The sequence below is a fragment of the Falsochrobactrum shanghaiense genome (assembly GCF_003149535.1).
Taxonomy (GTDB): domain Bacteria; phylum Pseudomonadota; class Alphaproteobacteria; order Rhizobiales; family Rhizobiaceae; genus Brucella; species Brucella shanghaiense.
In genome coordinates this window covers 621,469-636,816 of record NZ_QGDB01000001.1, presented here as the reverse complement: position 1 = coordinate 636,816, position 15,348 = coordinate 621,469, and the positions used below count along the sequence as shown (strand labels likewise).

Genomic DNA, 15,348 nt, shown 5'->3' with positions numbered 1-15,348 from the left:
GCATGAGACGGCAGAAACTGTTTTCCATTCCGTCCGGCACGCCTTTTCTGCCCGCTTTCGCCAAGGCGCTGCTGGAAGGCAGGCTGGTGGAAGGTTTTCCCGGCAATCCCTCCGATCCGCTGGCGCTGGCCAGCGCGACCATCTATGTGCCGACGCGGCGCGCGGCGCGCGCCTTGCGTTCAATCCTTGTCGATATGAATCCGGCTAAGAGCGCCATCCTGCCCACCATTCGCCCGCTCGGCGACGTGGATGAGGATGCAGCCTTTTTCAATGCGGGGGCGGCAGGCGTCTTCGATCTCAACCCGCCCATCGGCAAGGCCGAGCGGCTTTTGCTGCTGGCGCGGCTGATCCGTCCATGGCGTGAATCCCTGCCTGTTCATGTGCGCGCGCTTTTCGGCGTGGATGACGTGTCGGTTCCGGCCACCACCGCCGACGCCATCTGGCTTGCGCGCGATCTTGCCGGTCTGATGGATGAAGTCGAAACCGACAATGCAAGCTGGAGCCAGCTTGGGGACATTGCGCCGGAAGACCTTGCCGACTGGTGGCAGGTGACGCTGGGCTTTCTCGATATTGTAACAAAACTCTGGCCGGATATTCTGGAAGAACGCAGGCTTTCCAACCCGGCCGCGCATCGCAACCAACTCATATTGGGCGAGGTGGCGCGGCTGCGTGACAATCCCCCGCAGGGTCCGGTGATCGCTGCCGGTTCCACCGGCTCGATTCCGGCTGCTGCTGAACTGATTTCGACCATCGCCCGATTGCCCAATGGCACAGTCGTGCTGCCGGGGCTTGATCGCGATCTTGATGATGGCGCATGGCGCCTGCTGGGGGAGGCGGAGGACAATCCTTCCACCTTCGGCCATCCGCAATATGGCTTGCACAAATTGCTTGAGACCATCGGGATATTGCGCGACGATGTTGAGCATATTGAAGATATGCCGCATGAAAAGCGTGTGCTGGAACGGGTGGTCAGCGAGGCGCTGCGCCCGGCAGAAACGACCGATGCATGGAGCCTGCTCAACAGCAATGCGGATATGCGCCCGCAGGCCTTGCAAATTGTCGCGCAAAAAATCGATCTGATCGAGGCGGCAAACGAACGCGAGGAGGCGCTGGCGGTGGCGCTCGCGCTTCGCGATGCAATCAGCAATGCGAACAGGACGGCAGCGCTGGTGACGGCAGACCGCAATCTGGCGCGCCGCGTGGTGGGCGAACTGGCGCGCTTTGGCATCGATGCCGACGATTCGGGCGGGCGGCATTTGCGCGACATCGAAACCGCGACGCTCATGCGTCTGGCCATCGAAAACCTGTTTAATCCCGGTGATCCGGTGGCTTTGCTGGCGCTGGTCAAACATCCGATGCTGCGGCTTGGCGGCAAGCGCATCGACCGGCGGCTGGCGGCGGAAACACTTGAACTGGTGGCTTTTCGCGGCGGTACGGGCCGCGCTTCGATCATCGATCTGCCAGCCTTCTTCGACCGCCGGCTGGAGGAAAGCGCCAGCCAGCCATGGCAACCGGCATGGCATTCCACCATCACGCCAGAGATGATCGAGGCCGCGCGTAATCTTTGCGTGAGCCTTTCGGAAGCGGTCGTGCCGCTTGCCCCCTTCACGATTGTTAACCGGCGAACGGAAATTGGCGAGATCGCGCGCGCGACCGTCGAAGCACTCGAAAACCTTGCGCGCGACGAGAATGGCAGCGTGACCGGCTTTTATTCCGGCGAGCATGGCGAAAAGCTGGCTTCCTTCCTGCGTCAGCTTGTATCGAGCGAGGCGGGCCTTGATTTCGAAGCCGCCGAATGGCCCGCTATTATCGAAGCTTTGATGTCGGGCGAGACGGTCAAGCCGCATCCGGGCGGCCATCCGCGCGTCTTCATCTGGGGTGCGCTGGAAGCGCGTTTGCAGACGGTCGATACGGTCGTGGTCGGGGGACTTAACGAAGGCAGCTGGCCTGCCAAGACCCGCAACGACCCCTTCATGTCGCGCCCGATGAAGGCGATGATCGCGCTTGATCCGCCAGAGCGCCGCACGGGCCTTGCCGCGCATGATTTCCAGATGGCGCTTGGCATGGATCATGTCGTGCTGACCCGCTCGCAGCGCACTGACAATGCGCCAACCGTACCCTCGCGCTGGTTGCAGCGCTTTGAAACCGTGCTTGGGGCGGATGTGACTGGCGATATGCGCGCGCGTGGAAACCGCTTCATTCACTGGGCGCGCGAGATCGACCGCGCGCCGGACGTTCCTTTCGTCAGGCGGCCGCAGCCCGCCCCTCCGGTCGAGGCGCGGCCAAAGCATTTCTCGGTTACGGAAATCGAGACGCTACGCCGCGATCCCTATGCGATCTTTGCAAAGAAGATACTCAGGCTGCGCCCGCTGGAGCCGCTGATCCGCGATCCGGCAGCAGCCGAGCGTGGCACGCTGTTTCACGATATTCTGGGCCATTTCACGCAGGAAGCCATCGATCCAATGTCGCCGGAGGCGGCACGACAGCTTGCCGAAATCGGCGGGCTGTTTTTTGCGCAAATGGACCTGCCGACTGAAATCGAGGCGGTCTGGTGGCCGCGTTTCACCGGCCTTATTCCGCAATTTCTCGAATGGGAGCGCGCACGCGCCTATAATGTGCAGACCCGTTTTGCCGAAATCGCCTCGGATAAGCGCGAGGTCGAAAATCTTGGCATCACATTGTCGGGCCGTGCCGACCGGATCGATCTGATGCGTGACGGCAGCGCGGAAGTGATCGACTACAAGACCGGCTCGACGCCATCTCCACGGCAGGCGCATGTGCTCTTGTCGCCGCAACTTGCACTGGAAGCAGCTTTGCTCGTGCGCGGCGCTTTCCGTGAACTGGGCCCGGTCAGGGCGTCCGATCTGACCTATGTGCGCCTGCGTGCGGGCGGTGAAGTGAAGCCTGAATCGATCCTCCGGGTCGGCAGGCCCCCTTCGGAAAAGACCGCGCCCGCGCTTGGTGAGGAAGCATGGCAGCGCCTTGCGCAATTGCTGGCGGAATATCAGAAGCCGGATAAGGGTTATCTTTCGCGCGCGCTGCCGTTTCGCGAAACCGATCTGACCGGCGATTACGATCATCTGGCGCGCGTGCTCGAATGGTCCGCCGGTGGCGATGCGGGCGGGGAGGGCGGCGAATGAAAAAGCAGCGCAATATTCCGCCCGAAACCATTGCCGCCCAGGCGAGCGCCGCCAATCCGCAAGCCTCCGTCTGGGTGTCGGCCAATGCGGGTTCCGGCAAGACCCATGTGCTGACCGAGCGCGTCATCCGGCTTTTGCTCGAAGGCACCGATCCGTCGAAAATCCTCTGCCTGACCTATACCAAGGCTGCGGCGGCAGTGATGCAGAACCGCGTCTTTGCGCGCCTCTCTGAATGGGCGGTCCTGCCCGATGCCGATCTGGCGGAGCGGCTTTTCAAGCTTGAGGGCCGTCGCCCCGGTGCGGCACGGCTTGGCGTGGCGCGGCGTCTTTTCGCGCGCGCGCTGGAGACGCCGGGCGGGCTGAAAATCCAGACCATCCACGCTTTCTGCGAAGCCATCCTGCACCAGTTCCCGCTTGAAGCGAACATCGCCGGTCATTTCGAGATGATGGATGATCTGATGCAGGCCGCACTTGTGGGCGAGGCGCGCCGCACCCTGCTTGAGACGGCGCATGGCGGCGGCGACGCGCAACTTGGCGCGGCCTTTGCCGACGTCATGCAGGCCGCAGGCGAAATGGGCCTGCAATCGCTGCTCGATGAGGCGGTCAACCGCCGCCACGGCTTGCAGCAATATATCGCGGCACTCGGCATGGCAGAGGATCGCAGCGAGGCGCTTCATCGCAATTTCGGCTTCAGTCCGGATGCGCGCGAGGCGGATATTCTCGCCGATCTCTGGCCGATGCCGGAATTTTCCGACGATGCGCTCGATCTGATCCTCTCGATTGCGAAGGGCGCGGCGCGCGCACATGATTTCGCCTTGCAACTCAAGCAGTTCGACAAGGCGAAAACCGCAATCGACAGGGAGGCGGTGCTGCGCGCGGCTTTCCTGAAGGCGACGGGCGAGGCCAAATCCGGTTCCTATGTCGGCTCGGCGGCAGTCAAAAAGCTGTTGCCGGATTTCGAGGAGGATTTCAACGCCGCCGCTGCCCGCATCGAACAGGGACTGGACCGGCTCAGGGAATTGCGTCTTGTCCGGCTCAATCTGGCAGCCCTCACGCTGATCGACAATCTGCTGCAACGCTATCACGATTTGAAACGCAAGCGCGGCCTGCTCGACTTTGAAGACCTGATTACCCGCACGGTTGCGCTTCTGGCGCGCGAGGGCGCAGGGCAATGGGTGCAATATAAGCTCGACCGCGGCATTGATCATATTCTGGTCGATGAGGCGCAGGATACCAGCCCCGACCAGTGGCAGGTCATCCGCATGCTTTCAGAGGAGTTTTTCTCCGGCCTCGGCCAGCGCAATGTGCAGCGCACGCTGTTTGCCGTGGGCGACGAAAAACAGTCGATCTATTCGTTTCAGGGTGCCGTGCCGGAAGATTTTGCCGCGCAGGGCAGGGCGGTCAGTCTGCGCGCCGAGGATGCGCAGCTTCAATTCGAGCGTGTAAGCCTCAATTTCTCGTTCCGCTCGGCTCCCGATGTGTTGCAGGCAGTGGATGAGGTCTTTGCGCGTCCCGAGGCCAATCGCGGCCTGTCAGGGGCAACGGTTCACTCGGCCATTCGCGAAAACGAACCGGGTGAGGTGGAAATCTGGGACATGCTGACGCCGGAAGCGGTGGAGGAGCCGGATGACTGGCGCATACCGGTCGATCACCTGGCCGCGCCCGCCGTCCGTCTGGCCGAGCAGATCGCAGCCACCATCCGCTATTGGCTCGATCGCGGCGAAACCATTCCGGGGCAGAACCGCAAGCTTGCGCCGCGTGACATCATGGTGCTGGTGCGCAAGCGCGACCAGTTCATGCCTGCCTTGTCGCGTGCGCTCAAGGAGCTTCAGGTGCCGGTGGCCGGTGCCGACCGGCTGAAACTGACCAGCCATATCGCCATTCAGGACCTGATGGCGCTGGGCCGTTTTGTGTTGCAGCCTTCCGACGATCTTTCGCTGGCTTCGCTTCTCAAAAGCCCGCTTTTCGGCTGGGACGACGAGCAGCTGTTCAGGCTTGCCCATCCGCGCGGCGCGGGCGAAACCCTGTTCGAGCGGCTTTATCGTGCCTCGCAAGAGGATGCGGCGCTTATCCCGGTCCATAAGACGCTGAGCCGCTGGCGCAACATGGCCGACACCATGCCGGTCTTCGAGTTCTATGCGCGCATATTGAGTGCGGATGGCGCGCGCCGAAAGCTTCTGGCGCGATTGGGGCCGGAAGCGGGCGACATTATCGACGAATTCCAGAATTATGCGCTGTCCGCCGAGCGCGCTGGCTTGCCGGGCTTGCAGGCTTTTCTGGAAACGCTGGATGCAGCCTCGCCCGAAATCAAGCGCGAACTCGATCAGGGGCGCGATGAAGTGCGCATCATGACGGTGCATGCCGCCAAGGGGCTTGAAGGTGCGGTGGTGTTTCTGGTGGATCCGGGCAGCGCGGTCTGGACCGGCAGCCGCGCGCCGAAACTGGTGCCCTTTGATCTTACAAATGACGGTCAGCCGGTGAAAGGTTTCCTCTGGCAGCCCAATTCAGCCTATCAGACCGGGTTTCTGGCAGCCCGGATCGAAGGTTTGAAGACCCGTGCCGAAGAAGAATATCGCCGCCTGCTCTATGTGGGCATGACGCGCGCCGAAGACCGGCTCATCATTTGCGGCTATCGCGGCGCGCGCGAAAGCGGCGAGACATGGCACAGGCTGGTCGAGGATGCGCTGACCACAAAGGCGGAAACCTTCATCCATCCGATTACGGGCGAGGCCGCGCGCCGCTATCGCAACACGCCGCGCGGCTTGACACAGATCATTGAAAGCGAGCCGGAGGAGGCAACTGCACTGCCGCCGCTTCCGCAAGCCTATCTGCATCCGATGAAACCCGAACCCGGATTGCCGCGTCCACTGGCGCCCTCGGGCGCTTCGGCACTGATCGAGGCGGATGAAGAACCGCCGCTCGACATGGCCTCGCCTGTGCTGGGGCCGGGCAATGAAGCGCCCGGCTTTGCTTTGCGGCGCGGCACGGCGATCCATATGCTGCTGCAATATCTGCCGGACGTGGTGCAGGCTGAACGTGAGCAACTGGCGCAGGATTATCTCGCGCGCATTGCCGCCGACTGGCCGCAGGCCGAGCGGGAAAAAGCGTGGGACAGCGTGCGTGCCGTGCTGGATGATTCAAAATTCGCGCCGGTCTTTGCGCAAGGCTCACGCGGCGAGGTGGCGATCATGGGCATGATCGATCTGGGTGGTAAAGACCATGCGGTATCGGGCCAGATCGACCGCATCAGTGTAGATGAAAACCGCGTTCTGATTGTCGATTACAAGACCAATCGCCCGCCGCCGAAGGTGATTGAGGCGGTGCCATTCGCCTATCGCGCGCAATTGGCGCTTTATCGCGAATTACTCACGCCGCTTTATCCGAGCCGCGTGGTGGAGGCTGCTTTGCTCTTCACCGAAGGGCCATTTCTGATGTCTCTGCCGGATGCCGTGCTCGATGAAGCGTTAGAGGCACTTAAAGCCACTCAAGGAAAGGTGAGTAACTAGAGCATTTCCAGCAAAAGTGTGAAACGGTTTTGCGTCCGGATAATGCGATAAAATAAAAAATAGAGCGGTTCCGGCGATTCTGTTTAAACAGGAACCGCTCTAGAACTTGACGGATGGCGGCGCGCGCGCCACATGATATGGTCAAGAGAAGCAGGTTCTGAGTGAGTCTGCAAACATATCTGCCGCTTTGGTGCGAAGAAGAGGACAGCCCCATGACAACCGTAAAGGTCGATAACAGCAATTTTCAATCGGACGTTCTTCAGTCGAGCGAGCCGGTTGTGGTGGATTTTTGGGCTGAATGGTGCGGTCCATGCAAGATGATCGCCCCGGCACTCGATGAGATCGCGGCGGAAATGGCCGGAAAGGTCAAGATCGCCAAGGTCAATATCGACGAGAATCCGGAACTCGCAGCCCAGTTCGGCGTACGTTCGATCCCGACACTTCTTCTGTTCAAGGATGGTGAACTCGCCGCCAATATGGTGGGTGCTGCTCCAAAGAGCCGCCTTGCCGACTGGATCAAGGCTTCCGCTGCTTGATAAGAGCGACTTATAGAAATGAAAAGCCCGGCCTTTGCGCCGGGTTTTATTTTCGAGCGCATCCCGAAAAGTGTGAAGCGGTTTTCGGAATAAGATGCGCGTAAAAACAACACTAGAGTGGCGGAGTGCCGTTTTCCGCCAGCACTTCGCCTGCCAGATAAAGCGAGCCGCCGATCAGGATGCGCGGCGGCGCTTCATCATGCGGCCAGGTATCGCGCAAGAGCTTCAATGCATTGGCCACCGAATGCACCGGCTCTGCCGAAAGTCCGGCTTTTTGTGCCGCCAGCGCCAGTGTATCATTTGCGATGGTCGCATCGCTGGATGAAATGGGCACCGTGAAGACATGCCGCGCCATACCTGCGAAAGCTTCGAAATAGCCGGTCGGATCCTTGGTGTTGATCATGCCGGTAATGAGGAAAAGCGGTCGTGTGGAGCGCTCTTCAAGATCGCCCAGCGCTTCGGCTATGACAATGCCCGCGCCGGGATTATGCCCGCCATCGAGCCAGATTTCCGAAGCCGGAGGCGCAAGATCGACCAGCGCGCCATGGGTAAGCCGCTGCATGCGCGCGGGCCAGTCCACGACCATCAGCGCTTTTTCAGCCGCTTTTTCCGTAATGGTAAAGCCCGCCATCTGCACGGTTTCGATTGCCGCCGCCGCATTGGCGATCTGGTGGCGTCCGGGCAGGCGCGGCAGGGGCAGGTCAATCAGCCCGTCCTCGTTCTGGAACACCATCCGCCCATGTTCCTCAAAGGCGAGGAAATCCTGCCCATAGACCGAAACCGGGCAATTGAGGCGGTCGGCGGTGGAGGTCAGCACTTCGCGCGCCGCATCGAAGAACTGGAAGCCGATGACGACCGGACAGCCTTCCTTGATGATACCGGCCTTTTCGGCGGCGATCAGCTCCACCTTGTCGCCCAGATAGGCCTGATGGTCGATCGAGATGGGCATGATCAGCGCTGCGGCGGGATCATCAATGACGTTGGTTGCGTCGAAACGCCCGCCAAGCCCCACTTCAAGGATGACGACATCCGCCGGATGTTCGGAAAACAGCACGAAGGCAACGGCGGAGAGGATTTCAAAAACCGTGATATGCTGCCCGCCATTGGCCGCTTCGACGCGTTCTATGGCATCCGCCAGAACATCGTCGGAAACGAATTCGCCGCCGCCCTTGGCGGCAAGCCGATAGCGCTCATGCCAGTTGACCAGATGCGGCGAAGTATGGACGTGAACGCCAAAGCCGCTGGCTTCGAGAATGGCGCGGCAGAAGGCACTGGCCGAGCCCTTGCCGTTGGTTCCGGCAATATGGATGACGGGCGGCAGGTTGAGATGCGGATTGCCGAGCTTCTCCAGAAGGCCGCGAATGCGCTCCAGAGAAAGATCGAAACCTTTTGGATGCAATTGCATCAACCGCTCGATGACGGCATCCGCTTTTCCTGCCACGATCAGGCCGCCTTGCTGTCAGCTTCTGGCTGTTCAGGGGCAGGGAGATCGCTGTTGGCCGGCTGCCGGGTCATGATCTTGAGCAGGCGCGCAATGGTTTCCTTCAGTTCGAGCCGCGAAACGACCATATCGACCATGCCGTGCTCCATCAGATATTCGGCGCTCTGGAAGCCTTCGGGCAGCTTTTCGCGAATGGTCTGCTCGATCACGCGCGGCCCGGCAAAACCGATCAGCGCGCCCGGTTCGGCAATATGGATGTCACCCAGCATGGCGTAGGAAGCGGTGACGCCGCCGGTGGTCGGATTGGTGAGGACGACAATATAGGGCAGGCCCGCTTCTTTCAGCATTTCCACGGCAACCGTGGTGCGCGGAAGCTGCATGAGTGAAAGAATGCCCTCCTGCATGCGCGCGCCGCCGGAAGCTGCAAACAGCACCAGCGGACGCTTGAGTTCGATGGCCTTCTCAAAGCCCTGAATGATGGCTTCGCCCGCGCCCATGCCCAGCGAACCGCCCATGAAGCCGAAATCCTGCACGGTGGCGACGATGGGCAGGCCCTCGATGGTGCCAAGCCCGTTGATGATGGCGTCATCCATGCCGGTGCGGGTGCGATAATCCTTGAGACGGTCGATATATTTCTTCTCGTCGCGGAATTTCAGCGGGTCGAGCGGAACTTTCGGCGCTTCCAGCGTCGTATATTCGCCCTTGTCGAAGAAGAAACGCAGACGGTCCTTGCCCTTGATGCGCATGTGATGGCCGGAGGAGGGAATCACGAACTGATTGCTCTCAAGATCCTTGTGGAACACCATTTCGCCGGTCGATGGATCCTTGATCCAAAGATTTTCCGGCATTTCGCGCCGTCCGAGCATCGAATTGATCTTCGGGCGGACGTAATTGGTGATCCAGTTCATGACGTTTGGTCCCGTTTCTTGTTCTACAGTGTTCGCTGCTTAAATGGCCGATTTATTGGGCGGCTTCAAGGCGCGTCGCGCGAATGCTCTGCGCCAATGCGCTTACAAGCTTTGTCGCGGCAGCGACGGGGTCGCCCTTCGCCTTGCCGTCTGCGCCCAGTTCTCCGGCAATGGCATTGACGATTGCCGTGCCCACCACAACGCCGTCAGCCGCAGCGCCAATGGCTGCCGCCTGCTCCGGCGTCTTGACGCCAAAGCCGACGCAGATCGGCAATTGCGTGCTTTTCTTGATGCGGCGAACCGCATCTGCGACGGCGGATGTATCGGCGATGGCCGAGCCGGTAATGCCGTTCATCGAGACATAATAGACGAAGCCCGAAGAATTGTGCAGCACCTTGGGCAGGCGCTTGTCGTCGGTGGTCGGTGTGGTGAGGCGGATGAAGCTGATGCCCGCCTCCATTGCCGGAATGCACAATTCCTTGTCCATTTCGGATGGCAGATCGACGATAATCAGCCCATCAATGCCCGAGGCTTTGGCATCGTTGAGAAAGCGTTCGACGCCGTAAATATAGATCGGATTGTAATAGCCCATCAGCACGATGGGCGTCGTGTCGTCCTGCTTGCGGAAATCTTCGGCCATTTTCAGCGTCTTGGCCAGCGTCTGCCCGGCCTTGAGCGAACGCAGACCAGCGGCCTGAATCGCCGGGCCATCGGCCATCGGATCGGAAAAGGGCATGCCAAGCTCGATCACGTCGGAACCGGCCTTGGGCAGCGCCTTCATCACTTCAAGCGAGGTTTCATAATCGGGATCGCCGCCCATGAAATAGGTGACAAGCGCCGGACGGCCTTCGGATTTCAACTGAGCGAATTTGGTGTCGATGCGGGTGGTCATAGTCATTTCCCTCAGATTTCCATGCCGAGCAATTGTCCGACCGTATGCACATCCTTGTCGCCACGGCCCGACAGATTGACGATGATGACCTGATCCTTGCCCATGGTCGGGGCCATCTTCACGGCCTGCGCGATGGCGTGCGCCGATTCGAGCGCCGGAATGATGCCTTCGGTGCGGGTGCAGAGCTGGAATGCGTCGAGCGCCTCATCATCGAGGATCGGCACATAATCGACACGGCCCGTATCGCGCAGCCATGAATGTTCGGGGCCGACGCCGGGATAATCGAGACCTGCCGAAACCGAATGGCCTTCGAGAATCTGGCCGTCTTCATTTTGCAGCAGATAGGTGCGGTTGCCATGCAGCACGCCGGGGCGTCCCGCATTCATCGATGCGCAATGCTCGATGCCGTCGAGGCCGCGCCCGCCCGCTTCGACGCCGACGATCTTCACCGACGCATCGTCAAGGAAGGGATGGAACAGGCCGATGGCATTGGAGCCGCCGCCGACTGCCGCCACGATCACATCGGGCAGACGGCCTTCCTGTTCGAGAATCTGTGCGCGTGCTTCGGTGCCGATGACCGACTGGAAATCGCGCACCAGTTCCGGATAGGGATGCGGACCAGCGGCGGTGCCGATCAGGTAATAGGTGTCCTCGACATTGGTCACCCAGTCGCGCAGCGCTTCGTTCATGGCGTCTTTGAGCGTGCCGTGACCCGCTGAAACCGGCCTCACTTCCGCGCCCAGCAGCTTCATGCGGAAAACATTCGGCTTCTGGCGCTCGACATCGGTTGCGCCCATATAGACCACGCAGGGCAGGCCGAAGCGGGCGGCGACGGTGGCGGATGCCACGCCATGCTGGCCAGCGCCGGTTTCCGCGATGATGCGCGTCTTGCCCATGCGCTTGGCAAGCAGGATCTGGCCAAGGCAATTATTGACCTTGTGGCTGCCGGTATGGTTGAGGTCTTCGCGCTTGAAGTAGATTTTCGCGCCGCCCGCAAGGCCCTTGGCCGAGGAAATGTCACGAATGTGGTTTGTCAGCCCTTCGGCGAAATAGAGTTTCGACGGACGACCGGCATAATGGGTCGAGAGGTTCGACAGCTCGGCCTGAAATTCGGGATCGTTCTTCGCCGTTTCATAGGCGTCCTGCAATTCGAGGATCAGCGGCATCAGCGTCTCGGCGACGAAACGTCCGCCAAAAATGCCGAACATGCCTTCTTCGTCCGGGCCTGTCTTGTAGGAATTGGGTTCAACCGGCTTGTTCAACATTCCGCTCCGTCATGTTCAGGCATGGTCTGCGGATGATTTTTTATCCGCTCTGGCAATGGCCTGGAAAAATTCCTCGATAAGATGCACGTCCTTTTCGCCGGGCGCGCGCTCCACACCGGACGACACATCGATGCCCGGCGCTCTGGTCTTTTGCAGCGCCTCGGCGATGTTGCCCGCATTCAGCCCACCGGAAAGCATGTAATCGACATCCGCGTCAAGCGTATCAAGCAAGGTCCAGTCGAATGCGACGCCATTGCCGCCGGGAAGCTCAGCGCCTTTCGGCGGCTTGGCGTCGAAAAGAAAGCGGTCGGCAATGCCTTTATAGGGCGCAATGGCGGCCAAATCGGAAGCCTCGCGCACGGCAAACGCCTTCATGACCGGCAGGCCATAGCGCTTCTTGACGAAGCTTACACGTTCCGGCGTCTCATGGCCATGCAATTGCAGCATGTCGGGATAAAGCCGGGCGACGATTTCATCGAGCGCCGCGTCATCCGCATCCACCGTCACGGCAACCACCTTTGCGCGTCCACGCGCTGCATCACGCAGGTGCGCTGCCTGTGCGGGCGCAAGGTGGCGCGGGCTTTTGGGAAAGAAGATGAAACCGATATGCGTCGCTCCGCCATCCAGAGCGGCGGCAACCGCTTCGGGCGTTTTCAGGCCACATATTTTTATATCAAGAACCATCGCATTCCCGTCGCACAAATTGCGGCGCGACTCAAGCCGGATCGCCGTTAGCGCCTATAGACTGGTCATCGATGCCGTGTGCAATCAGGTAATCATATGCTTCCATCACCTCAAGGGGAATGGCTTGCGCGATCTGAAAGCCTTTTGCCGGATATGCGAGAATGCGTTTGAGATCGCCGACCAGTTCACGCGCCAGCATTTCAAACGGGTAATGCTCGGTGGGCTGGTCTTCGAAAGCGGTCAGCGGCGCGGTGATGAAGGCTTTCGCTTCCGGCCAATACCGCGCCACCGTGGCGTGAACCCGGTGTTGCGTTTGCGGTTTGGTCACGAAAATCGCGCTGATGGCGCCCGGCCCGAGCTTTTCGCGTGAGAGCGAGACTTTCTCGCCGATATTGCTGGCATCCGGCTCGATGATGATCGCGCTTTCAGGCACGCCGCGTTCGATCGCAATCGCCGCGAAGGCTTCCGCCGCCGTGGTCGCAAACAGGCCTTCCGTTCCGCTGCCGCCCTTGCCGGTGAAGAGAAGCGAGGGCGCCAGCCCTTCGAGATAAAGCGCGGCGGCGCGTTCCGCCACCCGCAGGTCGTAACTGCCAAACCCGATGATCACATCGGCCTTTTGTAGCGGATCATAGATGCAATGGTAATCCCAAAGCACCTTTGCGGCGGTCAGAATGGTTTGATTCATGAAAAGTCGATAGCCTGTAATGCGCTGCCATTGCGCTTTAGCCATGCCTTGCAGCGCTCGGTGTCGGGGCAAAGCTCCTGGCAGAGTTTCCAGAATTTCGGTCCATGGTTCATCTCGATGAGATGCGCCACTTCGTGGGCCACGAGATAGTTTATCACGGGCGGCGGCGCCATGCCTATACGCCATGAAAAGGACAGGACGCCATCCGATGTACACGAACCCCAGCGGCTTTTCGTATCCTTGAAGCGGATGGCTTTGGCCTTGCGCCCGACGGTTGCCGTATGGCGCGCGACGAGTGCCTCGATGTCGCGCTTGACTTCACCCTTGAGGTAATCGGCAACACGGCGCGGCAAATGGGCGGCATCGCCATGAACCAGCAATATATTGCCGTCAAGCTTTTCGATGGTGCCGCGCCCGGCCTGATGCGCGATGAGATGGGGCACGCCGCGAATGGGTATTTTCACCCCGCTCCGGATGCCGGGCTGGTCGGGCAGTTTTGCAATGCGGCTTTCGAGCCAGCCTTCGTGGCGGCGCAGAAAGCTCTGCACTTCCCGTTCCGGCAGTCCGGGCGGGATGGTGACGCGCAACCCCTTGCCGTTCGCTTCGATACGCAGCGTCAGCCGCTTGGCGCGCGGGTTCTCGAATATCCGCAATGGCATTTCACGACCGCCGACCGCGTGAACGCGCTCGCTTCTGACGGTCGCCGGACCGGCCGGGACGGAACGAAAAAAGGAAAAGCCCATTGCTCAAGAATAAGCGATTCGCGCAAAAAGCCAGTAAAATTTATGGGAGATAGATAAACGGCGCGGATAAACCGCGCCGTTTCATGCTTTTTCGAGGCTGTTTTACCGCTTATTCGCCGGTAAAGCCGTTCTCGTCGTCGTTTTCGCGCGGCGCGGGCGTCCTTTTTGCGCTGGTGCGGCGTTCTGCCATGAAGCGGTCGAATTCTTCCTTGTCGCGTGCACGGCGAAGCTCGGCGGCATAGGTTTCGAATTCGGCACGGGCTTCCTCAAGCTTGCGGCGTTCTTCCGCAAGACGTTCCAGCTCCTCACGGCGCCAGTCGTCGAAAGCGGCATTGCCGGTATTGCCGGTAAAGCTGAAGCTTTCATTCTTGCAGCAGCCGCGGAAAGAGCCGAATACGGAATCGGTCTTCTCGTTCACATTGCGCTTGAAGCCTTCGAGGCGGTCGCCCCAGATGATATAGGCCAGCATGGCAAGGCCGAGCGGCCAGAAAAGGATGAAGCCGAGCACCATCAGCGCAATCGTGGCTGGCGTCCATGCCGGGCGGATCAATGCGGAATTTGTCATGGTCTACTCCGTCGATTATGGCCGGCCTCTCTTCTGCACCATGCAGATATTGAACTGGCGGCTTGATTTCGACGTGGTGAGAAAATTGCGGCATTTCAAGAATACCGCAGTCCGATTTGCGCCCGGCAAGAGCTAAGCAATGTGATTCGCTGCAAATTTTTTTTCGCAGTTTTCAGGGTCAGCCCTGTGAGGGAATGCACTCCACAAGCCCGTCAAGGGTGCGGATGAGCAGATGGATATCCTGTTCGCGCGAAAGCCTGTGGTCGCCATCGCGCACCAGTGTGAGCGTGACATCATCGACCGGCAGGTGTTCGATCAGCGTCAGCGCGTGTTTATAGGGCACGTCCTCGTCCTGCATGCCCTGCAATATATGCACCGGGCAGCCCGTCTCGATAATGCCCTTGAGAACGAGATTGTCGCGCCCGTCCTCGATCAATGCGCGCGTATAGATGTCGGGTTCGGGCGAATAGGCGGAAGGTTCTTCGCAATAGCCTTTCTCAGCAAGATCCTGTTTCTGGCGCTCGCTCAGACCGGGTTCCACGAGAAGGGCGGTGAAATCCGGTGCCGGTGCGATCAGCACCATTCCCGCGAGTGCTTCGCCCTGCTTTTTGAGTTCCTGCGCCATGCGCAGCGCAATCCAGCCGCCCATGGAGGAGCCGACCAGAATCTGTGGACCTTTTGCATAGTGGCGATAGACGGCAAGGCTTTCAGAGAGCCAGCGCGAGATCGTGCCTTCGTTGAAATCGCCGCCCGACTCACCATGGCCGGAATAATCGAGCCGCAACGCGCCATGGCCGGTCTCTTGCGCCCATTCATCGAGCGCCAGCGCCTTGGTGCCCATCATGTCGGAGCGATAGCCGCCAAGCCAGATCACACCGGGCATCTGGCTTCCCGCCCTGTGGCGCACGGCGATTTCAGCTCCGTTCACCTTGATGAATTCCGGTTGCGCGTGGCTCATATTCTTTCTCCTGATTATCCGGCGC

Annotated in this window: 13 protein-coding genes; 4 read left to right on the top strand and 9 right to left on the bottom strand. The window is 60.2% G+C overall.

Features of this window, described 5'->3' with window-relative positions; all coding sequences use genetic code 11:
* Positions 1-2 precede the first annotated feature (2 nt).
* The 3 genes from addB to trxA all read left to right on the top strand — a co-directional run bounded on the left by addB (position 3) and on the right by trxA (position 7,182).
* Positions 3-3,140: a double-strand break repair protein AddB gene (gene addB / locus DKP76_RS03015; protein WP_109704916.1), complete on the top strand. Its 3,138-nt coding sequence runs from the start codon at positions 3-5 to the stop codon at positions 3,138-3,140.
* The gene (addA, locus tag DKP76_RS03010; protein WP_109704915.1) at positions 3,137-6,646 is read left to right on the top strand and encodes a double-strand break repair helicase AddA; all 3,510 of its coding nucleotides are present in this window, start codon (positions 3,137-3,139) and stop codon (positions 6,644-6,646) included. The genes addB and addA overlap by 4 nt, the downstream gene beginning before the upstream one ends.
* A gap of 212 nt (positions 6,647-6,858) precedes the next feature.
* Entirely contained in the window at positions 6,859-7,182 is a 324-nt protein-coding gene (gene trxA, locus DKP76_RS03005) for a thioredoxin (RefSeq protein ID WP_109704914.1), read from the top strand.
* A gap of 112 nt (positions 7,183-7,294) precedes the next feature.
* Here the strand turns inward: trxA and DKP76_RS03000 are convergent, their stop codons facing one another.
* The 8 genes from DKP76_RS03000 to DKP76_RS02965 all read right to left on the bottom strand — a co-directional run bounded on the left by DKP76_RS03000 (position 7,295) and on the right by DKP76_RS02965 (position 14,365).
* A complete protein-coding gene (locus DKP76_RS03000) occupies positions 7,295-8,587 on the bottom strand; it encodes a bifunctional folylpolyglutamate synthase/dihydrofolate synthase (RefSeq protein ID WP_109705158.1) in 1,293 nt (430 codons plus the stop codon).
* A gap of 38 nt (positions 8,588-8,625) precedes the next feature.
* Positions 8,626-9,531, bottom strand: a complete 906-nt coding sequence (gene accD, locus DKP76_RS02995; protein ID WP_109704913.1) for an acetyl-CoA carboxylase, carboxyltransferase subunit beta — start codon at positions 9,529-9,531, stop codon at positions 8,626-8,628.
* 52 nt (positions 9,532-9,583) lie between these two features.
* A complete protein-coding gene (gene trpA, locus DKP76_RS02990) occupies positions 9,584-10,423 on the bottom strand; it encodes a tryptophan synthase subunit alpha (protein ID WP_109704912.1) in 840 nt (279 codons plus the stop codon).
* 11 nt (positions 10,424-10,434) lie between these two features.
* On the bottom strand, positions 10,435-11,685 hold the full coding sequence (gene trpB / locus DKP76_RS02985) for a tryptophan synthase subunit beta (RefSeq protein ID WP_109705157.1): 1,251 nt from the start codon (positions 11,683-11,685) through the stop codon (positions 10,435-10,437).
* An 18-nt stretch (positions 11,686-11,703) separates the two neighbouring features.
* Complete coding sequence (locus DKP76_RS02980; protein ID WP_109704911.1) at positions 11,704-12,372, bottom strand: phosphoribosylanthranilate isomerase; 669 nt, start codon at positions 12,370-12,372, stop codon at positions 11,704-11,706.
* Positions 12,373-12,403: 31 nt separating this feature from the next.
* Entirely contained in the window at positions 12,404-13,057 is a 654-nt protein-coding gene (locus DKP76_RS02975) for an ElyC/SanA/YdcF family protein (RefSeq protein ID WP_109704910.1), read from the bottom strand.
* The gene (locus DKP76_RS02970; protein ID WP_109704909.1) at positions 13,054-13,800 is read right to left on the bottom strand and encodes a M48 family metallopeptidase; all 747 of its coding nucleotides are present in this window, start codon (positions 13,798-13,800) and stop codon (positions 13,054-13,056) included. The genes DKP76_RS02975 and DKP76_RS02970 overlap by 4 nt, the downstream gene beginning before the upstream one ends.
* Before the next feature lie 109 nt (positions 13,801-13,909).
* Positions 13,910-14,365 (bottom strand): DUF2852 domain-containing protein, encoded by a 456-nt coding sequence (locus DKP76_RS02965; protein WP_109704908.1) that lies wholly within the window; start codon positions 14,363-14,365, stop codon positions 13,910-13,912.
* Between DKP76_RS02965 and DKP76_RS19125 the strand changes: the two genes are divergently transcribed.
* The gene (locus tag DKP76_RS19125) at positions 14,364-14,501 is read left to right on the top strand and encodes a hypothetical protein (protein WP_158279402.1); all 138 of its coding nucleotides are present in this window, start codon (positions 14,364-14,366) and stop codon (positions 14,499-14,501) included. The two genes, DKP76_RS02965 and DKP76_RS19125, sit on opposite strands and share 2 nt — an antisense overlap.
* A 42-nt stretch (positions 14,502-14,543) precedes the next feature.
* On the opposite strand, the gene DKP76_RS02960 is transcribed toward DKP76_RS19125, so the two are convergent.
* The gene (locus tag DKP76_RS02960) at positions 14,544-15,323 is read right to left on the bottom strand and encodes an alpha/beta hydrolase (protein WP_109704907.1); all 780 of its coding nucleotides are present in this window, start codon (positions 15,321-15,323) and stop codon (positions 14,544-14,546) included.
* Between the last annotated feature and the right edge of the window lie 25 nt (positions 15,324-15,348).